Source organism: Paenibacillus hunanensis, assembly GCF_034055775.1.
GTDB lineage: Bacteria > Bacillota > Bacilli > Paenibacillales > Paenibacillaceae > Saccharibacillus > Saccharibacillus hunanensis.
The window spans coordinates 2273271-2296321 of the sequence record NZ_CP139194.1; the positions used below are offsets into that span (position 1 = coordinate 2273271).

At 47.4% G+C, this 23051-nt stretch carries 25 protein-coding genes; all 25 read left to right on the forward strand.

The window, feature by feature from the left end; all coding sequences use genetic code 11:
- The first annotated feature begins 305 nt into the window (after positions 1-305).
- The 25 genes from SK066_RS09250 to trpE all read left to right on the forward strand — a co-directional run bounded on the left by SK066_RS09250 (position 306) and on the right by trpE (position 22974).
- Entirely contained in the window at positions 306-917 is a 612-nt protein-coding gene (locus SK066_RS09250) for a genetic competence negative regulator (RefSeq protein WP_188775278.1), read from the forward strand.
- Positions 918-1041: 124 nt separating this feature from the next.
- Positions 1042-1740 carry a glutamic-type intramembrane protease PrsW gene (gene prsW / locus SK066_RS09255; protein ID WP_188775279.1) on the forward strand — a complete coding sequence of 233 codons (699 nt, stop codon included), beginning with the start codon at positions 1042-1044 and terminating at the stop codon, positions 1738-1740.
- A 120-nt stretch (positions 1741-1860) separates the two neighbouring features.
- Positions 1861-2505 carry a flagellar brake protein gene (locus tag SK066_RS09260; RefSeq protein WP_320544443.1) on the forward strand — a complete coding sequence of 215 codons (645 nt, stop codon included), beginning with the start codon at positions 1861-1863 and terminating at the stop codon, positions 2503-2505.
- Between the two features lie 109 nt (positions 2506-2614).
- Entirely contained in the window at positions 2615-3319 is a 705-nt protein-coding gene (gene cmk / locus SK066_RS09265) for a (d)CMP kinase (protein ID WP_320544444.1), read from the forward strand.
- Complete coding sequence (locus tag SK066_RS09270) at positions 3316-3897, forward strand: lysophospholipid acyltransferase family protein (RefSeq protein ID WP_320544445.1); 582 nt, start codon at positions 3316-3318, stop codon at positions 3895-3897. The genes cmk and SK066_RS09270 overlap by 4 nt, the downstream gene beginning before the upstream one ends.
- Before the next feature lie 95 nt (positions 3898-3992).
- A complete protein-coding gene (gene rpsA / locus SK066_RS09275; protein ID WP_188775283.1) occupies positions 3993-5222 on the forward strand; it encodes a 30S ribosomal protein S1 in 1230 nt (409 codons plus the stop codon).
- A 428-nt stretch (positions 5223-5650) separates the two neighbouring features.
- Positions 5651-6973 carry a ribosome biogenesis GTPase Der gene (gene der / locus SK066_RS09280; protein ID WP_188775284.1) on the forward strand — a complete coding sequence of 441 codons (1323 nt, stop codon included), beginning with the start codon at positions 5651-5653 and terminating at the stop codon, positions 6971-6973.
- A 12-nt stretch (positions 6974-6985) separates the two neighbouring features.
- Positions 6986-7609 carry a glycerol-3-phosphate 1-O-acyltransferase PlsY gene (gene plsY / locus SK066_RS09285; protein WP_320544446.1) on the forward strand — a complete coding sequence of 208 codons (624 nt, stop codon included), beginning with the start codon at positions 6986-6988 and terminating at the stop codon, positions 7607-7609.
- Complete coding sequence (locus tag SK066_RS09290; RefSeq protein ID WP_320544447.1) at positions 7602-8645, forward strand: NAD(P)H-dependent glycerol-3-phosphate dehydrogenase; 1044 nt, start codon at positions 7602-7604, stop codon at positions 8643-8645. The genes plsY and SK066_RS09290 overlap by 8 nt, the downstream gene beginning before the upstream one ends.
- Positions 8646-8684: 39 nt before the next feature.
- Positions 8685-9299, forward strand: a complete 615-nt coding sequence (locus SK066_RS09295) for a hypothetical protein (RefSeq protein ID WP_320544448.1) — start codon at positions 8685-8687, stop codon at positions 9297-9299.
- 9 nt (positions 9300-9308) lie between these two features.
- Positions 9309-9680: a 2Fe-2S iron-sulfur cluster-binding protein gene (locus tag SK066_RS09300; protein WP_320544449.1), complete on the forward strand. Its 372-nt coding sequence runs from the start codon at positions 9309-9311 to the stop codon at positions 9678-9680.
- 206 nt (positions 9681-9886) lie between these two features.
- On the forward strand, positions 9887-10159 hold the full coding sequence (locus SK066_RS09305; RefSeq protein ID WP_188775289.1) for an HU family DNA-binding protein: 273 nt from the start codon (positions 9887-9889) through the stop codon (positions 10157-10159).
- Between the two features lie 174 nt (positions 10160-10333).
- A complete protein-coding gene (gene mtrB / locus SK066_RS09310) occupies positions 10334-10567 on the forward strand; it encodes a trp RNA-binding attenuation protein MtrB (RefSeq protein ID WP_188775290.1) in 234 nt (77 codons plus the stop codon).
- Between the two features lie 632 nt (positions 10568-11199).
- Positions 11200-12060: a heptaprenyl diphosphate synthase component 1 gene (locus SK066_RS09315; RefSeq protein WP_320544450.1), complete on the forward strand. Its 861-nt coding sequence runs from the start codon at positions 11200-11202 to the stop codon at positions 12058-12060.
- A gap of 26 nt (positions 12061-12086) precedes the next feature.
- Positions 12087-12833: a demethylmenaquinone methyltransferase gene (locus SK066_RS09320; protein ID WP_188775292.1), complete on the forward strand. Its 747-nt coding sequence runs from the start codon at positions 12087-12089 to the stop codon at positions 12831-12833.
- The gene (locus SK066_RS09325) at positions 12826-13701 is read left to right on the forward strand and encodes a UbiA-like polyprenyltransferase (protein WP_188775293.1); all 876 of its coding nucleotides are present in this window, start codon (positions 12826-12828) and stop codon (positions 13699-13701) included. Before SK066_RS09320 ends, SK066_RS09325 begins: the two co-directional genes overlap by 8 nt.
- Positions 13692-14375 (forward strand): UbiX family flavin prenyltransferase, encoded by a 684-nt coding sequence (locus tag SK066_RS09330; protein ID WP_188775294.1) that lies wholly within the window; start codon positions 13692-13694, stop codon positions 14373-14375. Before SK066_RS09325 ends, SK066_RS09330 begins: the two co-directional genes overlap by 10 nt.
- Positions 14362-15225 (forward strand): menaquinone biosynthesis protein, encoded by an 864-nt coding sequence (locus SK066_RS09335; RefSeq protein ID WP_320544451.1) that lies wholly within the window; start codon positions 14362-14364, stop codon positions 15223-15225. The genes SK066_RS09330 and SK066_RS09335 overlap by 14 nt, the downstream gene beginning before the upstream one ends.
- Positions 15222-16196, forward strand: coding sequence for a heptaprenyl diphosphate synthase component II (gene hepT, locus SK066_RS09340; protein ID WP_320544452.1), 975 nt, complete (start codon positions 15222-15224; stop codon positions 16194-16196). The genes SK066_RS09335 and hepT overlap by 4 nt, the downstream gene beginning before the upstream one ends.
- Positions 16197-16611: 415 nt before the next feature.
- Positions 16612-17055, forward strand: a complete 444-nt coding sequence (gene ndk / locus SK066_RS09345) for a nucleoside-diphosphate kinase (RefSeq protein ID WP_320544453.1) — start codon at positions 16612-16614, stop codon at positions 17053-17055.
- A 52-nt stretch (positions 17056-17107) separates the two neighbouring features.
- Complete coding sequence (locus SK066_RS09350) at positions 17108-17908, forward strand: CheR family methyltransferase (RefSeq protein ID WP_188775298.1); 801 nt, start codon at positions 17108-17110, stop codon at positions 17906-17908.
- A 279-nt stretch (positions 17909-18187) separates the two neighbouring features.
- Complete coding sequence (gene aroC / locus SK066_RS09355; protein ID WP_320544454.1) at positions 18188-19357, forward strand: chorismate synthase; 1170 nt, start codon at positions 18188-18190, stop codon at positions 19355-19357.
- A gap of 8 nt (positions 19358-19365) precedes the next feature.
- Entirely contained in the window at positions 19366-20460 is a 1095-nt protein-coding gene (gene aroB, locus SK066_RS09360) for a 3-dehydroquinate synthase (protein ID WP_320544837.1), read from the forward strand.
- A 1-nt stretch (position 20461) separates the two neighbouring features.
- Entirely contained in the window at positions 20462-20830 is a 369-nt protein-coding gene (gene aroH, locus SK066_RS09365; protein ID WP_188775300.1) for a chorismate mutase, read from the forward strand.
- Between the two features lie 575 nt (positions 20831-21405).
- The gene (gene trpE / locus SK066_RS09370) at positions 21406-22974 is read left to right on the forward strand and encodes an anthranilate synthase component I (RefSeq protein ID WP_320544455.1); all 1569 of its coding nucleotides are present in this window, start codon (positions 21406-21408) and stop codon (positions 22972-22974) included.
- The last annotated feature ends 77 nt before the right edge of the window (positions 22975-23051 follow it).

Here is a 23051-nt window from a genome sequence, read left to right on the forward strand (position 1 = left end):
CGCTATGTAAATTAAACCCATAAAAGGAACAGAAAATCAACCGTTCCTCTAATTTTACATCTCGTAAACGCACGGCATCCTATTAACCTTAACATTCGTTTGATGAATCATAAATGGTTGATTTATGCCGGAATTCCGCACCAAATCGAGGAATTATGTCCGAAGCGTTTTATTACGTGCATTTGCGGATAATAAATGGTAACATAGTGAATATAGCATCGCTATATTTATCATCAAATGAATAGGGAATAAATGACCGGTCATTCACCGTTGTCATAACCTATGTTTTTAAGGGGGATCCTATCATGAAAATAGAAAGATTGAGCTCAGACAAAATACGGATTTTCCTTACGTTTGACGATCTGACTGAGCGCGGGATTCAAAAGGAAGATATGTGGCAGGAGATTCCCAAGGTGCATGACCTGTTCACTGAAATGATGGATCAGGCCTATACAGAGCTTGGATTTGATGCTACTGGTCCTCTGGCTGTTGAAGTATTTGCACTTCCAGCGCAGGGCATGGTAGTGATCGTTACTCGCGGTAAATATGATCAGCATCTCGGTACGATGAACGAAGATGATCTGGCAGATGAGATATACGAAATGGAAGTCACACTGGAGGAAACCGATTTTATCGCGTATTCCTTTAAGGATTTTGAGACGTTAATCGAAGCAGCACATACATTATCGCAAAATGTAACCGAAGCTGGTCGACTGTATCATTACAGAGACCAATGGGTATTCACGCTTGATCCCGCGGATGTGGACATGTCCAAGCATGCCGCGTTGATCGCCGTACTGGCTGAGTTTGGTGATGCAACATCACTGACTGAAGCCGTGCTGGACGAATATGGAAAAGTCGTTATGTCTGAGAACGCGATTCAGACCATTTGCGAACATTTCAAACGCAATGACTGATTGAAAACAAGGCATCCGGGTAGTCCTTCATTCTGAATAGTCCTAGCTGACCGGAAGGAGTTCCTGTTCGCATGCTACGGTGATGTTGCCGGTCGCAGGGCTATATTAATGAGGGGGTATACGGGTGTCTTTATTTTCAGTTCTCATGGCTGCAATCGCTCCGGGCATTGCGCTATTGATTTATTTTTACCTGAAGGATAAGTATGACACCGAGCCGCTGCATTTGGTCGCCCGCTTTTTTGTGTTTGGTATTGCTATCGTCTTTCCGATCATGATTATTCAGCGGGCGCTCATTTTGGGGCTTGGCGATAATCCATATGTGGATTCGTTTATTATTTCCTCCGGTGTAGAGGAAACGATCAAATGGTTCATACTGTATCATATTTTGTACAACCATACCGAGTTTGACGAGCCGTATGACAGTATTGTGTATGCGGTAGCGATCGGTCTAGGCTTCGCTACATTGGAAAATGTACTGTATGCCCTGTATAACTCGATGTCGATCATGTCCTTGCTTGGACGCGGGCTGCTGCCGGTATCCGGACATGCATTGTTCGGTGTGATTATGGGCTATTATATGGGCAAAGCCAAATTCAACACGAATTCGCGCAAGCGACGCTGGGTCATCCTGCTGTCGCTGATCCTGCCGATTTTCTGGCATGGCGTGTATGATTTCATTTTGAACACGTTCACCCAGAACTGGCTTTGGTACATCGTACCGCTTATGCTGTTCCTATGGTACGGTGGTATGCTCAAGATCGCTCGTGCGAATAGCCGTTCACCACTACGGTTTGTGAAGCGCGAGGAAGAAATCAATACGTAATCGATAGAAGACGGATTTTGCAGCCGGTAACGGTATTGTGAAATCCGTCTTTTCATATTATGTTAAGAAGTAAGCAGGCAATACGCTTGGTTCAAATTGACGGGTCGGGGAGTGCTTACGATGGATTGGAGACAATCAGAGCGTTTATATCTGGATTTTGGAACAGGAGATGCAGGCGAGCCATCAGAGCTTTATGCTGCTGATATGACCCTCGTTGATCAGCAGTACATACATATCGGGCAGCTTACTAACACCCAGCAGCAGAAGCGAGCAGTCGAGCAGGGGCAGTTAGTAAGCGGCTTTATTACATTAACCGATGGAACGAAGCACTATTTTGATAGTGAGATTACACACTATGATGCTGGGACAGAGACAGCTATTTTGCGGCGTCCGCTAGATAATGAGCTGACGGTTACACCAAGACGTCAGTATTTGCGTGTAAAGGCATCGATCGAGGTGGCAGTTAAGCAAGGAGACCACCGTTTTACAGCGATGACTTCTGAGGTGAGCGCAGGTAATCTGGTGTTGCTGCTTGAAAAAGGGCATCAGCTACGTAGTGGAGATGAGCTGGAATGCTGGCTATTGATCCATATGAAAAATGGAGCTATTGAGCATGTGCCACTCGAAGCTGTCGTGCTGCATGCAGGAGACGGGAAGCAGGAATCGCCGCGCTGCAGAATCGAATATACATTCCTTGCAGAGCCGGATCGGCAAAAGCTCATCCGCTATTGCTTTGAACGACAGTTTGATTTTCGGAATCCATAAGTAACTGGCGCTTTTGCATGTTAGTATCGACTGTGTTATAATTTGCTTGACGCAGGCTTCGCCTGTTTTTTTATTGAAATGGAGTATAAGGTTGAGGGGGAGTTCCCGCTTGGAACGCCAGGATTTGCAAAACAACGGGAAGATCAACATTGCAATTGATGGACCCGCCGGCGCGGGGAAAAGTACAATTGCCCGTAGAGTCGCTACGCGACTTGGCTACATTTATGTAGATACAGGAGCAATGTATCGCGCTGTAACATGGCATATGCTTCAATTAAATATTGAGCCTGAAAATGCCGAAAACGTGCTTCAAGAAGCACAAAAACTGGTGATTGAATTAATACCCGATGAAAATGGGCAAAAAGTTCTGGTTAATGAGATCGATGTTACATCCGAGATCCGCACGCTTGCGGTGAATCGTAGTGTATCGCGATATGCACAAATTGAAGGCGTTCGCTTGCAGCTATCCACCATTCAACGTCATATGGCTTCACGCAAAGGTGTTGTAATGGATGGCCGCGATATCGGCTCTCATGTGCTTCCGGATGCCGAACTAAAAATATTTATGACGGCAACCGTTCAGGAGCGTGCAAGACGTCGTTTTGCCGAAATGGACGCTTCCGAGAGTATTACACTGGAGCAGCTGGAACAGGAGATTGCACAGCGTGATCAGCTCGACGAGCAGCGTGAATTCTCGCCGCTTGTATGTGCAGATGATGCGATCGTTCTAGATACAACAACGATGGGCATTGATGAGGTAGCAACGCGCATTTTGGAGCTTGCTCATACCGCAATGGCAGGGCAGACCCGATGACATTTTACCGATTCGCTCGTGCCGTGCTTCGTATTGTCTACAGGGTATTATTCAGAATAAAAATCATTGGAACCGAACACATTCCTGCTGAGGGTGGAGTACTTTTGTGCTCAAACCATATCAGCTACCTGGACCCGCCGATTGTCGGCATTTTTATCAAGCGTCCAGTTCGCTTTATGGCGAAGGAGGAGCTATTCAAGGTGCCAGTGCTAGGGCCAATCATTAACAAGCTGGGTGCCTTTCCAGTCAAGCGCGGAGGGATTAGTAAAGATTCGATCCGTACAGCGCTAACTGTACTTCGTGAAGGAGGTATCATGGGGATATTCCCTGAAGGTACTCGTAATTCACAAAGTGTAGCTGCGAAGAAGGGTGCAGCAGTATTCGCTCTACGGAGTGATGCAGCAGTGGTACCGGTCGCTATTATCGGACAGTACAAGCTGTTCAGCAAAATCAAGGTTGTCTACGGACCGCCTGTTGATCTGACTGCTTATAAAGGCAAGGAAGCAACAGGAACTGCCGAGGAAGCAACCGACAAAATTATGGCTGAGATTCGTCAGCTCATGAAGCAAAATCAATAATAAGTGTTTTGAACTCGGCAAATGAAGCATGATTAAGATTGCTAGCATTTGTACAAGTTTAAATAAATGGGATTTGAATTGAGGAGGGTATTGACATGTCGGAAGAAAACAATAACCAAGAAACTACCGAAGTTACTAACCAGGAGGCACTGGAGCAAGTGGTGTCTGTAAACAAAGGTGACACGGTTACCGGAACAATCGTCAAAATCGAAGATAATCAAGCTTATGTAAGTATTGGATATAAATATGACGGTATTATTCCAGTTCGTGAACTTTCATCAGTACACGTAGACAGCGCTGCTGATGCGGTACAGGTTGGACAAGAAGTAGAATGCAAGGTTGTCAGCATCAACGACGATAAAGAGAGCCTCGTTCTGTCCAAACGTGCAATCGATAGCGAAAACGCTTGGGAAACACTGGAACAGCGTTTTGAAGCTGGTGAAGTATTCGAAGTTACTGTGTCTGACGTTGTAAAAGGCGGACTGGTAGCTGACGTTGGTGCTCGTGGATTCATTCCTGCATCGATGGTAGAGCGTCATTTTGTAGAAGATTTCAGCGATTACAAAGGCCGCACACTGCGCGTTAAAGTAAAAGAGCTGGATCGCGAAAACAACAAAGTGATTCTGTCCCAAAAAGACGTGCTGGAAGCTGAATACGAAGCGAACAAGCAATCCATCATGGAAAACCTGAAAGAAGGTCAAGAGCTGACAGGTACTGTACAGCGTCTGACTCAATTCGGTGCTTTCGTTGATGTAGGCGGCGTAGACGGTCTGGTACACGTATCCGAGATCGCTTGGACACATGTAGACAAACCAGCTGACGTACTGTCCGAAGGCGACGAAGTAAAAGTAAAAGTACTTCGCGTTGATCCAGAAAAAGGCAAAATCAGTCTGAGCATCAAAGCAGCTCAACCAGGTCCTTGGGAATCCGCTGCTGACAAGTTCCACACAGGCGATGTTGTTACTGGCGAAGTAAAACGTCTGGTAACCTTCGGTGCGTTCGTTGAGATCGCTCCAGGTGTAGAAGGTCTGGTTCACATTTCCCAGATCTCCCACAAACACATCGGTACTCCGCAAGAAGTACTGGAAGAAGGACAAACCGTTACTGTAAAAGTACTGGATGTAAATCCTTCCGAAAAACGTGTTAGCCTGAGCATCAAAGAAACAGAAGAAGCACCAGCAGAAGAGCCAAAAGCACCACGCGAAAACAAATCTAAGGCTCCGAAGCAAGAAGAAATCAACAACCCTAACGTTTCACTGAGCAATCAGGGCATGAACGTAACACTGGGCGACCTGTTCGGTGACAAACTAAGCAAATTTAAGTGATCAAGAGCAAGCGCACTCCTTGCTCGCCATGAACCGGAACGCTTCAATCCGGTTCACCTTCTTTTAAAAGTGAGTAAGAGCAAGCTTTTTTCTTGCTCTCTGTAAACCGCAACACTTCAGCCGGTTTACCAATCTTTGAAGATTGATTCCTCTTTTAATACGCACGAGCAAGGAACCAAACGCATCTTAGCTCTAACATCACAACCATACAGCCTGCATCCCGTCCATGCTCACCCGAGCACAGACAACCGATGCAGGTGATCAGCATAATCGGCGAATCCGAAAATGGGTTCGCCGATTATGTGTTTATATGCATAAATTTCCTTTCAATATACGAAAATCGTAGTAAAACAGCATATTTGTTAGCCAACACAGGCGTTTTTTGCTATGATGGTTAACGGAAAGAACGAACAGGAGGAATTATACCTATGGCAAGACCCGTAGTGGCAATCGTTGGCCGTCCCAATGTAGGGAAATCAACGATCTTTAACCGGATGATCGGTGACCGGTTGGCAATTGTAGAAGACCGACCGGGAGTGACCCGTGACCGGATATATGGTACATCGGAATGGAATGGTAAGGCATTCAGCGTTATTGATACCGGTGGTATTGAGGTAGACGGAGAAGATACGATGCTCAAGTCGATTCGCGTACAGGCAGAGCTGGCGATTGAAGAAGCAGATGTTATCGTATTTATGTGTGATGTAAAATCTGGACTGACGCAGTCGGATGAAGAAGTAGCGCAGATTTTGTACCGTTCAGGTAAACCGGTTATTGTTGCCGTTAACAAAGTAGACAATATGAACCGTATGAACGATATTTATGAGTTTTACAATGTAGGCTTTGGGGATCCGATTGGCGTTTCCGGTAGCCATGGTAGCGGTATGGGCGATCTGATGGATGAGATCGTAAACAAGCTGCCTGAGCTGGAAGACGATGAATACGATGATGATGTGATCAAAGTGGCTTTGATCGGTCGTCCAAATGTCGGCAAATCCTCGCTTGTGAATGCGATTCTCGGTGAAGAACGCGTTATCGTTAGTAATGTAGCAGGTACAACGCGTGATGCGATCGATACACCGTTTGAAAAAGACGGTCAGCGTTATGTTCTGATCGATACCGCAGGTATGCGTAAACGTGGTAAAGTTTATGAAAATACCGAAAAATACAGCGTAATGCGTGCGATGAAAGCGATCGAGCGAGCTGACGTTGTACTGATGGTTATCAACGGTGAAGAAGGAATTATCGACCAGGATAAACACGTGGCTGGTTATGCACATGAAGCAGGTAAAGCAGCGATCTTTGTCGTGAATAAATGGGATGTTGTTGAAAAAGATGATAAAACGATGCAGCGCTTTGAAACCACCATCCGTGATCACTTCCTCTTTATGTCGTATGCACCAATCGTCTTCCTGTCTGCATTGACCAAACAGCGTATTCATAAGCTGTTACCGGTTGTGAAGCAGGTAGCTGAGCAGCATGCGATGCGTATTCCTACGCATTTGCTGAATGATGTCGTATCGGATGCTATTGCGATCAACCCACCACCAACGGATAAAGGGAAGCGTCTGCGTATTAACTATGTGACCCAGGTTGCGGTGAAGCCGCCAACGATTATCGTATTTGTGAATGAGCCGGAAATGATGCACTTTTCCTATGAGCGATATCTGGATAACAAAATCCGTGCAGCCTTTGACTTCACAGGTACGCCGATTCGCCTCTTTACTCGACGCAAATCCTCAGAGGAATAAGGAGAGAAGCTCGTGATCTTATCTGTGTTGGCTATCATCATCAGTTATTTGCTAGGCTCCATCAGCTTTAGTCTTTTGATTGCCAAGGGCATCAAAGGTATCGATATTCGCGATCATGGTAGCGGCAATGCTGGCGCTACCAATACATTGCGCGTGCTGGGTAAAGGGCCTGCTATTTTTGTACTGCTGCTGGATGCACTGAAGGGTGTAGCAGCAGTATGGATTGGCGTTGCGTTTAATGCATCGCCGGATTACTGGGTACCAGCGCTGTGTGGTCTGGCAGCGATTTTGGGGCATAACTGGCCGATTTACTTTAATTTCCGTGGGGGTAAAGGAATTGCAACGACAATCGGAGTACTGGCTACGCTATGTATCGTGCCGGCTCTGCTTGCTGGTGTGATTGCGATTGTATCGATCGTTATTACTCGTTATGTCTCCCTCGGTTCATTGATCTTCGTTATATTAACTCCAATTGCACTGTTAATTATGGGCTATTCGGCACCGATTGTTGTCGTTAGTATCGTAATCTGTGCACTTGGAATATGGCGTCATCGCGCCAATATTGGACGCATTATGAAAGGCACAGAAAGTAAACTCGGCTCCAAGGGGAGCAAGGGAGGAACTGGCGTTGTCTGATAAGGTGACTGTTCTGGTAGCCGGAAGCTGGGGAACCGCACTTGCCTGTGTGCTAGCGGATAACGGATTTCAGGTATCGCTATGGACACGTACATCCGAACAGGCGGCAGAGATCAATACGAACCATCGTAATGATCGTTATTTGCCGGATGCGGAATTGCCTGCTAATATTACTGCAACCTCCGATCTGGAGGAAGCAATGAAGGGAACAGCTGCTGTCATTATCGTCGCCCCATCCAAAGCGATGCGCGACGTATGTAAGCAGTTGAAGCCTTACTATGAGCATGACATGTTATGCGTGCATGCGACCAAAGGCTTTGAAGTCGGTACACTCAAGCGGATGTCCACTGTCATTAGCGAGGAACTGGAAATGCCCGAGCAGGATGTGGTGGTATTATCCGGTCCAAGTCATGCGGAGGAAGTCGTCAAGCGTATGCTAACGACTGTTGTTGTCGCTGCTGCGAATGAAAAAGCTGCCGCAGCTGCACAAACGCTATTTATGAATGAAGAATATTTTCGCGTTTATACCAATCGGGATACAACCGGAGTCGAGCTTGCAGGTGCACTGAAAAATATCATTGCACTCGGAGCTGGCTTATCGGATGGTCTTGGATTTGGCGATAATGCCAAGGCAGCGCTATTAACGCGCGGTCTTGCTGAGATGGTGCGTGTAGGTACTGTACTCGGTGCGAATCCGTTAACTTTTTCTGGATTGGCAGGTATTGGGGATCTGGTCGTGACCGGTACAAGTAAACACAGCCGTAACTGGCGTGCTGGCTATATGCTCGGTCAGGGAAAGTCACTCGATGAAGTGATGGACTCGATGAATATGGTTGTAGAGGGTGTACGCAGTACACAGGCTGCACATGATATGTCGCGTCATCACGAGGTGCAAATGCCGATTGCTGAGCAACTGTATCGTGTACTATTCGAACAGGCTGACCCGCGTACAGCTGTCGAGGCATTGATGGGACGCGATCCGAAAAATGAAATGGAATCGATGAAGCTTGAAACCTGGAAGCAGTGGCATGCTTAATACAATGCACTGCTAACGGCTGCGGAAGGAGAGAGTACAATGACAAAGCCTGGTCATTCGCTGGCATTGCCATCATCGTTACAACAGGCACTTGAGGAACTGACATCTGCGCTGCGTCAGTCTACTCCGCAGACAGACTGGTTACTCGGCGGTAGCTGTAGCTTGTTGCTGCAAGGAATTGAGCTGGAGCAATCACCACGTGATATTGATCTGTATGCCGATGGTGCTGCCATCACATCGTTGCATCATGCTTTGCAGCAGACGTTGACTGTGCTGGATGCTCCTGAGCTGAATGAAACACGGATGTATCGCTCCACACTCGGTCATTATGAAGCGAATGGATGTACAGTCGAGCTGGTTGGTGACTTTGAAGTGAGAGCACGTGAATCATACTACCGTGTACATGTGGACAAGCTACTATATCCTGCTTCGGTAATCGTACAGGTAGGTTCAGTATCGATCCGGCTTATGCCACTTGCACATGAGCTTGTGTTTAATTTACTACGTGATCGCCCGGATCGTTATGAAGCGATTGCAAGGCATATTCAGCAGCAGCCGGAGGCGCATGAAGCGCTTATTCGGCAGTTGATTGCTCATAACGGCTTCCACCCCAATATGACTCAGCGCATTTTGCGTTTGACGGGTCTGGAGTGAGGAGGCAGCATGAATCCTACATCTAAGGAAAAGGTAGTTTTTTTACCTGCCAACAAAACGATTCAGATTACACGTGGAACAACTGTGCTGCAAGCGGTTCGTCAGGCAGGCTTATCCTTGCCTGTGCGCTGTGATGGTCGTGCAGCCTGCCTGATGTGTAAAGTGCAGGTGGAACAGCCGCAGGAGGGACAACAGGACGGTTTATCCGACCCTGGCGAAGTAGAGCGTCGTAAGCTTGGAATCGATGGAGAACGCGCGTTGCGACTTGGCTGTCAGGCGCGCATCGTTGGCCCGGCGGTGATCCATTTGCCAGAAGATCGTTTAAAACAGGCGATCCGTCGCCAAATGCAGCAGCAGGACGATGATTTGAGCGATTGGTAGCGGAAAATACGGCAAAATGCTTGAAATTACAAGGTGGCTGTATTACTATAGTTTTGTTCTGTTTGCCGCAGTCTGTGGCGGCTGAACTCCAATCGTACAATCCGCAACGTTTACGTATATTTCGTATTCAACGAACCATTTTCGTGCTCACGAAAATTAGAATCGTACGTGGCATTCATTAACTTTAATTCAGGAGGTGACAAGACATGAACAAAACGGATCTGATCACACAGGTTGTTGAAAAAACTGACCTGCAAAAGAAGGATGCAACAAAAGCAGTTGAAGCTGTTTTTGAAGCAATCGCTGACGCGTTGCAAAGCGGTGATAAAGTACAACTGGTAGGCTTCGGTAACTTTGAAGTTCGTGAGCGTTCCGCCCGTAAAGGACGTAACCCACAAACAGGTGAAGAAATCGAAATCCCAGCAAGCAAAATCCCGGCTTTCAAGCCTGGTAAAGCCTTGAAGGATGGAATTAAATAAGTTGTACATATTCCATGTTCAGGAAAGGGACCGTGATCATATTGTTCACGGTCCTTTTGTATGTATTCTTTTATCGATCATGCCTTGTATTTGCCGGAAGCGGAAGCCGGCTGTATGATAGAGAGGAAGCACGAGACGACTATCAATCCCGCTACACGCGGAAGGAGGAACATCATGGATTCGACCAATAACTACACCAACAGCGAATATGTTGTGATCAAAGCCAAAGATAACGGCGTACAAGTGATAGGCCTAACACGCGGACGCGACACACGCTTTCACCATACCGAAAAGCTGGATAAAGGCGAAATTCTAATCGTACAATTTACCGAAAACACATCCGCGATCAAAATCCGCGGCGACGCCGAAGTCCAGACGAAGCATGGCATCGTTAAAACAGAAGACTGAGTTCACATAAAGTAAAGCAAGTGATTTAAAATACACAATATTCTAAATCGATTGATGAAAAAACTGTGGACTTGCCGATTAAGTCTACTTATGTATGATAAGAAGACCTATAATACTGAAGGCTGGCTCCTATTCTTCGCTGTATGATACAGTTAAAGATTGGGGAGCTAGTCTTTTGTTTGTGATAAAGATGAAGATTCTAGCATGGTCTAAACTAACATTTAGATTCAAAATACAGTGCTAAAGTTGCATACCAAAAACTGAGAAATAAAACAAGTATGAATACCGCTGCTGAATATTATTCATAATGTGACTGTACGTAATATGAAACAAGCACAGAACGGAGGCAAGGAAATAAGGGAAAAGGACGATTTTGGAGGGGCGGGAATCTACCTTCACTCCTAATCCAGTAGATTCTCGCGGCTCCACCTGAGTCCGTTCCCTTATTCCTTGCTGGAGTGGTGTTAGCTTCAAATAAACCAGAATGTTACTCCACCCCGCCATTTACCATAGTGCCCTGTCTTGTGTCGACAACATATGATATAATGAACCGAAGTGGTTTAAATCTAAAGTATTTGCTAGATTAAGTTTGTGAAAATAAAGACTTGCCTGGATAAGGCACGGAGGCTGAAATGAAACCGTATCGCTTGCTGGAAACATCCAAAAAATACACCGAATACGATATGATTCAAAAGCATACAGAAGTTGCTCCGTTCCCGGATGTACGTGCTCGTCTGCTATTTCTATTTTTAAGCAAAGCAGGCGACAGCCGATTGCAGGAAAATCGGGAGGAATTGTTCCCGCTCGTTACGGGTCTTGTGCAGATGGCACTTGATACGCATGATCGCATCGATACATCATCGGAATATCAGCGGGAAGAGCAAATGCGCTCACGTCAATTGAACGTACTTGCTGGTGACTACTTTAGTAGCCGATTTTACGAGCTGCTGGCACGTGCTGGAGAGATCGGCATGGTCGCACGTCTGAGTGAAGCAATCTGTGAAAATAATCGTCTGAAAATGGATTTGTATGAGCAGGCTAACGATTCTAGCTTAACGGCAGATCATTATATGGAAGCAAGTATACAGCTGAAGATGCAGCTGTTTCTTTCGTTTACATCCTATATTGATAATTCCGCTCGTCAGCTATGGGAGCAGATGCTGTATCTGTTCAGTCGTTGTGAATGGCTGGCAGCAGAGCTAAAGGCTGGTTCAAACGTACAGCCTTTCGGTGAATACGGTCTGTACTATGTACTCCAGCAATCCACTCCAGCGGATCAAAGCCGTTTGAAAATGGAAGCCAATGCGGACGACAGCGCACGCTATCGTCAGGAATGGGAAGCACGCTACGGCATCAATGCCCATCTGGAGCAATTGCTTCAGCATTCGCTTGCTGCCATTGGCGAACGCTTGCAACAGGAGGATAATACCGAGCTTGCTGCGGCAGTATCGGAGTTGACTGGCAGCTATGCTGCGCTTGTACATCAGGTGTAAGATCATCAGAAGAGGTGAAGTTGCTTATGAGCAAACCGGAAATCGTAAAACCGGAAAGTACAAAACCGAAGGAACAATTCGTGCAATCCGTCTTTGAATCGATTGCACCCAAATACGATATGATGAACGATCTGCTCAGCTTTCGTATGCACAAAACATGGCGTAAATTCACGATGCAAAAGATGAACGTACAACAGGGCGATTCCGCGCTGGACGTATGCTGCGGCACCTGTGACTGGACGATCAGCATTGCCGAAGCGAGCAAAACAGGATCGGTGTACGGTCTTGATTTTAGCCCGAATATGCTAAGTGTCGGTCAGACGAAGATCGATCGTGATGGCTGGCAGGATAATATTACACTCAAGCAGGGCAATGCGATGGATCTGCCTTTTGAAGATAATACGTTCGATTATGCGACGATTGGCTTCGGACTGCGCAATGTGCCTGATCTGGAAAAAACGCTACGCGAAATGCAGCGCGTTGTAAAGCCGGGCGGTATGGTCGTTTGTTTGGAGCTATCCAAGCCGACATGGCAGCCGTTTAAAGGCATCTATTATTTCTATTTCCAAAACCTGCTTCCACTAATGGGCAGAGTTGTAGCCAAAAGCTACGAACAGTATAAATGGCTGCCAGATTCGTTGATCGCTTTCCCGGGTCGGGAAGAGCTTGCCGGTATTTTCCGGAACATCGGTCTACAGCAGGTGCAGGCGTATCCGCTAACAGGTGGAATTGCCGCACTTCATATTGGAATCAAGGAGAAGCAGCATGTTTAAGAAAATCAAAATTTTTCTCGAAATGATCAAGGTCGAGCATACGCTCTTTGCCTTACCTTTTGCTTTTATGGGAGCGATGCTCGGCTCTTATGTTATATTTGGGCATTTGCCAACGTGGCAACAGATCGTATGGATTCTGGTTGCTATGGTCGGTGCGCGTAGTGCGGCAATGGGACTGAATCGCCTGATTGACCGGACATTTGATGGTAAAAATCCACGTACGATGATGCGTGCTATTCCGGCGGGTCTGCTTCGTTCTGGCGAAGTGGTCATCTTTATTATTATCTCGCTGATCGTCTTTTTCTGGGCGGTGCTGGAGCTGTCTCCACTGGCGCTGCGTTTGTTGCCGGTTGCGGTATTTATGCTTATTTTCTATTCGTTTACGAAGCGCTTTACTTGGCTGTGTCATGTGGTGCTTGGTATGACGATTGCTCTTGCTCCACTTGGTGGCTGGGTAGCAGTGACTGGCACGGTAACCTGGACGGCTATCGTGTTCTTTGTGGCGATTACGTTCTGGACCGCAGGCTTTGATGTGATCTATGCCTGTGACGATGCGGAGTTTGATCGTAAGGAAGGGCTGCATTCGATTCCAAGTCGCTTCGGTGTGCCACGTGCGCTGAAAATTGCGCAGGGCTTCCATGTGATTACAGCGATCGGATTGATCAGTTTGTTCTTTATCGCAGACCTGGGCTGGTGGTATGCCGCTGGTGTGGTCATTGCGATTGCAATTTTGTTCTACGAGCATTACATTGTGACACCAAAGGATTTGAGCCGTTTGCAAACTGCCTTTTTCACCATGAATGGGGCACTCAGTATTATTATGTTTGCGTTCACGCTGGTTGATCTGGCGGTGAAACAATGGTGGTAAACAATCAAGCTACAGATCCGCTGAACACTCCGGCAACAGCCGAGGTGTTCGGCTTCCATCCTAATCATGCGTCCAAGCGTTATGTGATCGGTATTACAGGCGCGAGTGGCTCAATATATGGGATACGACTGGCTGAGGTGCTGCTGTCTTATGGTTATACGGTGCATCTGGTCATTTCTAATGCAGGCTGGCGTGTGCTCAAGGAGGAGCTGGACTGGTCAGCATCGGGGCGTGAAGAGATGCTACATGCGCAGTTCGGCTCGTTACCAGGTAAATATATTTATCATTCGTTCTCCGATATTGGTGCCTCGATTGCAAGTGGCTCGTTTCGCGTAGAGGCGATGATTATTATTCCATGTTCAATGGGGACGCTTGCTAATATTGCTGGCGGCATCTCAGCGAATCTGATGACACGGGCAGCAGATGTTATGCTCAAGGAGCAGCGTAAGCTGATCATCGTACCACGGGAGACACCACTGCATGCGATCCATTTGGAGAACATGCTCAAGCTAGCTCGAATGGGAGTTAGCATTATTCCGGCGATGCCGGCTTTTTATTATCGTCCGCAAACGCTACAGGATGCGATTGATTTTATGGTAGGTAAGGTGCTGGATATTCTCGGAATTGAGCACGATTTATTTGAACGCTGGGGGAGTAACGATGACAACATTTGAATTGCCGATTCAAATTGGTAAAATTGAATATACGAACGACTGGCCCATCTATCAGCATTTTGATCCACAGGAGCTGTCCCAGCCGGCTGTGATCCATAGTGATTTGCCGGCTAATTTGAATCGTGCGCTACTGGAGGATCGGCTGTATATTACGCCCGTATCCTCTTTTGCTTATGCGACACGTTCGGATGACTTCTGGCTATTGCCAGGCCTGTCGGTAAGTGCGAAAAATGCGGTCGGATCAATTCTTCTGTTTTCCAGAAAGCCCATCGCTGAGCTGGGAGATGGAACGATTGCGCTGACAAATACCTCAGCGACCTCGGTCAATCTGTTGAAAATTATTTTACAGAAGCGATATGGCTTCAAACCAGAATATGTATCGATGAATCCGAATTTGGATGAAATGATGGAGCGTTGTGATGCAGCACTGCTGATCGGTGATCATGCGATTGAGGCAGCGCGCAGAGATAGTGGCTATATCGTAACTGATCTTGGTCAAGCGTGGAAGGAATGGACAGGCTATGGCATGACATTTGCCGTGTTTGCCGTGAACCGCAAATTTGCCGAAGTGCATGCCGAGCTGGTGAGTGAAGTGGCTGAGCAGTTGCGTGCGAGCAAGATGCGTAGTCTGAAGGATCTGACGCCGGTTATTGCGGATGCCCAGCACAAAATGGGTGGCGATTCCTCGTACTGGGAGCATTACTTCCGTCAATTATGGTATGATTTTGGAGAGCAGGAGCAGCAGGGGCTAGGGCTGTACTTTCAGTATGCTCATGAGCTTGGCCTGCTGGATCATGAAGTGCACATGCAATTATGGACTGACAATACGATGACACGGGTGAACGAATGAAACTACTGGATATTTTTGGGACACTAAGAAAAGACATGAACGTAATTGAACGTGAGCTCAGCCGTAGCATCGATACCGACCATGCACTGCTGAACGAAGCGTCCTTGCATTTGCTCAAAGCGGGAGGGAAAAGGCTTCGTCCCGCTTTTGTGTTGCTTGGTGGCAAGTATGGTAATTATGATCTGGAGCGTCTCAGTCATGTCGCTGTACCGCTGGAGCTGATTCATATGGCTTCACTGGTGCATGATGATGTGATCGATAATGCCGATACGAGACGTGGACAGCTTACCGTGAAGTCCAAATGGGATAATCGTATCGCGATGTATACGGGCGATTATATTTATGCCAAGGCGCTTGTGATCGTAGCACGCTTGCAAAATCCAGAGATCCATCGTGTACTTGCGAAAGCGATGGTACAGATGTCGATCGGTGAAATGGAGCAAATCCGCGACTTTTTCAATACCGAGCAGACGGTTCGTCGCTATCTGCTGCGTATTCGCCGCAAAACGGCATTGCTGATTGCGATTAGCTGTCAACTGGGTGGTCTGGCTGCCGATGCGCCAGCGGCGTATACACGCCAGCTCTATCGTTATGGCTACAATGTCGGCATGGCGTTTCAGATTCGTGACGATGTGCTTGATCTGTGTGGTACAGAGAAGCAGATCGGTAAGCCACCAGGCAGTGATCTGCGCCAGGGGAATATTACGCTGCCTGTGCTATACGCGTTACAGGAGCAGGACATGCAGCGTACGCTGTTGCCAGAAATCCAGCGTATCCACGAAGCCGATGGTGCTACAGATGTCACGCGTGCAGTCGAGATGGTGAAGCAGAGCCGAGGCATTGAGCGTGCCGAGCAGCTAGCCGACCGTTATATTCAAAAGGCGATGGATGCCCTACAGCAATTGCCAGAAGGTAAGACACGTAAGCATCTACAGGAAATCGCTCATTTTGTAGCGAAGCGTTCTCACTAAGCTACATAGCGCTACATTAGCGATTGTACGACGTATCTATGAATAACAGTGAAGGTGAAAATGCTAGAATCATGCCTTCATAAAAAGAAGCCCGGTGCGGGAAAAGCACCGGGTTTATTTAATTTACTTGAACATTTATAAAATAGGACTAAACGACCAGCCATCCTCTGTCGATATATACATTACAGTACATGCGTATCCTTCAAAAAACCGGATATAACAGCCGATTTACGAGCGAAAGAGCGCATAACCAGTAATTTACTCCACACAGCCGCGATATTATATCAAAAATCTCCTTATGTTGATATAATCACATTTCTTTCTGTACCTCGAGGTTTCTGTTAGAATACACAAGTGGGCATACATATATTGCTCCGATAGCAGATTACTTTGTAGATAACAGGAGAGTGAGTCAATGGAACGGACATTTTTGATGATTAAGCCTGACGGAGTACAGCGGGGGCTAATCGGACGCATTATCAGTCGCTTGGAAGACAAAGGATTCAAATTGATCGGAGGCAAGTTCCTCATCCCTACAAAGGAACAGGCCGAGCGCCATTACGCTGAGCATGTCGGCAAAGCATTTTATGGTGAGCTCATTGACTTTATTACATCGGGTCCTGTATTCGCAATGGTATGGGAAGGCGATGATGTGATTACACTGTCCCGTATGGTGATGGGGAAAACACAGGTCAAGGAAGCGCTACCTGGCACAATTCGTGGTGACTTTGCCGCTCATACACCGTTCAACCTGATTCACGGCTCCGATTCGCCGGAAAGTGCAGAACGGGAGATCGCGAATTTCTTTGCCCTAGACGAGTTAAGCGTTTACGAAAAGAACATTTCTGCCTGGCTTTAACAACTGCCCCCGCATGGACTGAACTCATAATGATGATCAAGGAAGTGATGCCATGCTTACGAATGATGCCATTCAACCAGACTCGGACTATACAGGCTTCATCAAAAAAGTGAAGGATAGTACGGGCATTGACTTAGCACAGTATAAGGAAGCACAAATGAAACGTCGTCTGACTACACTGCGTACGAAAAACGGCTATTCGACCTTTGCTTCATTTTTCGATGCAATGCAAAAGGATAAAGCCCTGTTTTATGAGTTTCTCGATCGTATGACGATCAACGTCTCCGAATTTTGGCGCAACCCGAATCGCTGGGAGGTGCTGCGGGATACGATCCTGCCTGCTTTGAATCGTCAGAGCAAGAATCTGAAGATCTGGAGTGCAGCTTGCTCAACAGGCGAGGAGCCTTATACAATTGCAACTATTCTAGCCGACAAAAATCTGTTGTCATCAACGACTCTGCATGCGACGGATATTGATGATGGGGCATTAGAAAAAGCGAAAAAAGGTGCTTATCTGGAGCGTTCGCTCAAGGACGTACCACCCGATGTCGTCAAGCGTCATTTTACTGCAGACGGAATGATGTACAGCGTTAACGATACGCTGAAAAAAGCGGTACAATTCCGTAAAGGTAATCTGCTGACAGACAAGTTTGATACTGGCTATGACCTGATCGTGTGCCGTAATGTTATGATCTACTTTACTGAAGAAGCCAAGCACATGTTGTATCATAAGTTTGCAGCAAGTTTGCGCCCTGGCGGTGTATTATTTGTAGGCAGCACGGAGCAGATTTTCTCTCCGGCACAATATGGCTTTGATTCATCTGAGACGTTCTTTTATCACAAAAAGGGCTGAGTCTCATGCGGGAGCAGCGTAGCAAAAGCAATGATAAAATGAAATCGATATAATCCTGGAGCATACCGGAGCGCGTATTTGTACGTGTGCTGGTATGCTCTTTGTGCTGTTATGTATTGTTCCAGCAACGATAAAGCGCGACCGGAAAGGCGAATCTATATGGATAAATGTGAAGCTCGGCATTCCTTGTCAAATGGTTAAACCATGTACTATAATAAGCGAAGGTAAATACGGATTTTAGCGATGCACAGTTTAACAGTTTAAAGGGGGAACGCAAAGATGAGTATACGTTACTTAACAGCAGGGGAAACGCACGGTCCCCAGTTGACTGCGATTATTGAGGGATTACCGAGTGGATTGGAGCTTGATTTTGAAGCATTGAACTTCCAGCTTGCGCGTCGTCAAAAAGGCTACGGACGTGGGCGCCGGATGCAAATTGAGAAGGATACGGCTGATATCGTCGGCGGCGTACGTCATGGTTATACAACAGGAGCACCAGTAGCGATGGTCGTTGCTAACAACGACTGGAAGCACTGGACTAAAATTATGAATATTGAGCCGATGGAAGGCACTGACGAAGAAAAGCGTCGTGTACACCGTCCTCGTCCAGGTCATGCTGATCTGAATGGCGGCTTGAAATATAATCACAAAGATCTACGCAATGTGCTGGAGCGCTCCAGTGCGCGTGAGACAGCGATTCGTGTAGGTGTAGGTGCCATTGCACGCCAGTTCCTGGCTCAGTTTGGTATTAAGATCGGTGGTCAGGTAATTCGTATCGGTGAGATCGAAGCGCCAGCCAATGATCTGCCACTGGATGAGCTGATCGCTCGCACAGAGGAATCCTCGGTACGTGTCGTTGACAAGGAAACCGAGCAAAAGATGGAAGCGTACATCGATCAGATCAAAAAAGAAGGCGACTCGATCGGCGGTATCGTGGAATGTATCGTTGAAGGCGTACCGGTTGGTCTGGGAACCTTTGTTCAATATGATCGCAAGCTGGATGCACGTATTGCACAGGCGGTTATGTCGATCAATGCGTTCAAGGGTGTAGAGATCGGTATCGGCTTTGAAGCGGGTCATATTCGTGGCTCTCAGGTTCATGACGAGATTCTGTACACACCAGAGCGCGGCTATCATCGTGCAACGAATCGTCTGGGTGGATTTGAAGGTGGCATGACCAATGGTATGCCAATCGTCGTACGCGGCGTAATGAAGCCGATTCCTACGTTATACAAACCGCTGCAAAGCGTTGATATTGATACCAAAGAGCCATTCACTGCACAGGTGGAGCGCTCCGATGCTTGTGCTGTTCCAGCAGCAAGCGTTGTGATGGAGAGTGTGGTTGCATGGGAAGTAGCCAAGGCTTTTCTTGAAAAATTCGGCGGTGACTCGATGGCAGAGATCCGCAAAAACTATGAAAATTACCAAGCACAGCTGGAGGCTTATTAATGTCTGATGTGCGTGTAGTGGACGTTCAACTTGGCGATCGTTCCTACCCGATCTATATCGGTGAGCAGCTGCTTCAGCAGGCAGGGAGCTATCTGGAGCAGCACGGATTATCCAAGCAAAGCCCGCTATTAATCGTTACCGATGAGCAGGTTGCACCGCTGCATCTGGACAAGCTGGAGCAATCACTCCAGGCAGCTGGATTTCGTTTTGTCACTGCGGTTGTCGGTTCTGGTGAGACATCCAAGTCGATTGTAGTATTTGAGGAGGTGATGACCCGTGCCATCGAGGGCGGGCTTGACCGTAAATCTGCTGTTATTGCGCTGGGCGGCGGTGTAGTCGGTGATCTGGCGGGTTTTGTGGCAGGAACGTATATGCGCGGAATTCGTTTTATCCAGATGCCGACGACTGTACTTGCTCATGATAGTAGCGTAGGCGGCAAGGTAGCGATCAACCACCGACTCGCCAAAAATATGATCGGTGTATTTCATCAGCCAGAGCTTGTATTGTACGATCTGTCTACACTCCAGAGCCTTCCAGCACGCGAGGTTAGCGCAGGCTTAGCCGAAATGGTCAAGCATGGACTGATCTGGGATGCTGAATTTGCTTACTGGTGTCTGGACAATGCAGAGCGACTGCAAGCACTCGACATGGAAGCGATGGGTTATGGTCTTGAAAAGGGCTGCTCCATCAAAGCGATTGTCGTGTCTCGTGACGAGCGTGAAAATGATCTGCGTGCCATCCTCAATCTGGGGCACACGATCGGTCATGCGATCGAAGCCGTTGCAGGCTATGGAGAGATTATTCACGGTGAGGCGATCTCGATCGGTATGGTCGGATCAGCGATCATCGGTGAGGCGCTTGGTGCGAAGCCGGGCCTGACGGATACGACACGCCAGATGCTGAAGGCGCTAGGCTTGCCAACTGTGCTTCCAGCTCATCTGGATACCGACCGTATTATGGGGGCTATGATGCATGATAAGAAATTCCAGGAAGGCCGGATGACGTTTATTGTCCCATCAGCGATAGGTGTTGTAGCGATTGATCACAATGTCGATTATGATCTGGTGCGCCAGACGGTTGAGCAGTTAAAGAAGGAGGCGTAACATGTATACACGAGGTATTCGCGGGGCTACTACGGTTACCCGCAATGATCGTCAGGAGATTCTGGGTGAAACATTGGTATTGCTCAGAGAGATTGTAGAGCGTAATCAATTCGATCCTGAGGATGTGAGCAGCATCTGGATTACGATGACTGCTGATCTTGATGCGGCATTTCCAGCGCTGGCTATTCGTGAAATGGATGGCTGGAGTATGGTGCCATTGATGTGTGCAGTGGAAGCATCGGTGCAGAATAGCTTGCCCCAGTGCATCCGACTGATGATCCATATCAATACCACCAAAACACAGCAGGAAATTAAGCATGTGTATTTGAACGAGGCAACACGCCTTCGTCCTGATCTGGCAACTTCCTGATTGTGAATCGTAGCGTAAGGGTTGCGTCAGCCATACGTTATAGGGTATAGTATAGAACAAGATCAACAGGCAAACAGAGCCGTGTATTGAGATGAGATGCAGGTAGCAGAGTTTAGTATAGATGAGAAGGAAGTGTAGGTCTTGTCGGCGGACAGGGCGGAAGGTGCGAATGGATAGCCATTAATAGCCTTCCGGGTCGTGTGTGCGCAGGAAGACAAGAGCCGTGTCACTTCAGAGCATAGCCTTTTGAAGAGAAGTACCCATACAGCAAGAGACGAGTAATGGGCGTACAGACATACTATATCGATATAGTACAGGTCGAGGTATAGCTGCTTTACCGCACAAGCTGGTATCCATGTGATCATGGGAGGGAGCTTACGTTTTCATTTGGCGAAGCCGGCAGCAGATGAGCTTGCTGTCTACATTTGTACAATTAATTATGCAGCCTTCATGCGTCCATACGCATGGAGGCTTTTTGTTTACCTTTAGGATCGACTGGTGACGAAGGTCACAGCTTGCCGATTCCTGCGAATAAGGAAGAGCCAATGAATTGATCAGCCAAAGGAGCGAGTATAATGATCCAACCTCATGTAGAACAAGTGATTGCCATGTCTGGCCAGTATAATTTGATTCCGATCGTAAAGCGACTGCTGGGTGATATGGAGACACCGATTCGTATTTTCCAGCGTTATGCACAGCGGCGACATGCCTTTCTGCTGGAAAGTGTAGAGGGAGGTAGTAAATGGGCGCGGTACTCGTTTATCGGTAGTGATCCATTCCTCTTGATTTCCGGTAAGCAGGGCAAGATTGAGGTCGATCTAGATGGCGAGATCAGTGAGCTATCCGGTAAGCCGATAGAGCAGCTAAAAGCATTGCTGCGACGCTATCGCAGCCCTAAGGTAGATGGACTGCCGCCTTTTACAGGTGGAGCGATCGGATTCTTTGGTTACGATCTGCTGCAATATTACGAGAAGCTGCCCGCTCATCGCATCGATGATATGAACATGGATGATATTCGCTTTATGTTCTGCGATCAGATCGTCGTCTTCGATCATGTGAAGCAGCATATTTTACTGGTAAGTAATGTGCATGTGCCAGAAGGTGCGAGTGATGACGATATCCGCGAGGCATATGGCGAAGCGGCTGCTAAGCTGGATAGCATGGAAGAACTGCTGCATACACAGCCACCAGTGAGCAGTGCAGGGCGCGCTACAGTATCTGACAATATTGAGATGGGCGAGATTCAGTCCAATATGACGAAGGAGCAATATCTGGATGGCGTCAATCGGGCGAAAGAGTATATTCGCGCAGGTGACATTTTCCAGGTCGTGCTGTCCCAGCGCTTCCATATCGAAACAGAGGTTGCACCGCTGGAGGTATATCGGGTGCTACGCACGATGAATCCATCACCATATATGTATTATTTGAAGCTGGATGATGAGATTATCGTCGGTACATCACCAGAGGCACTGGTCAAGGTGGAGGGCGATCGCTTGCAGACACGTCCAATTGCAGGAACACGTCCACGAGGACAGAATGAAGCCGAGGATCAGGCGCTGGCAGAAGAGCTTCTTCAGGATGAGAAGGAGCGCGCTGAACACCTGATGCTGGTCGATCTGGGACGTAATGATATCGGACGTGTGGCGGAATACGGCACCGTCAAAACCGATTCCTTTATGCAGATTGAGCGATATTCGCATGTGATGCATATCGTATCCAACGTATCTGGTAAGCTGCGCAAGGATCGTGATTTCTTCGATGCATTCCTGTCCTGTCTACCAGCAGGTACAGTATCCGGCGCACCTAAGCTGAGAGCGATGGAAATTATCGCTGAGATTGAAAATGAAGCACGTGGCGCCTATGCCGGTGCGATTGGTTATCTGGGCTTCTCCGGTAATATGGATGCGTGTATTACGATTCGTACGATTATTTTCAAGCATGGCAAAGCGTACGTACAGGCTGGAGCAGGAATCGTATGGGATTCGGTACCGGAGAAGGAATACGAAGAGACCGTGAACAAAGCCAAAGGCATGCTGAAATCAATCCGTGTCGCCGAAGCGATGTTCCCTCGCAAAGGGGAAGAGGCACAAATCGCCAATCCAGATTATCTGTATGGCTATGAACCAGTGAAGCTGGGTGAGTGAGCGGAAGAATAGCATGAACGTATAGATCAATAACGGAAACTTACACACAGTATATTTTACAGTTCGGGAGGAAACGG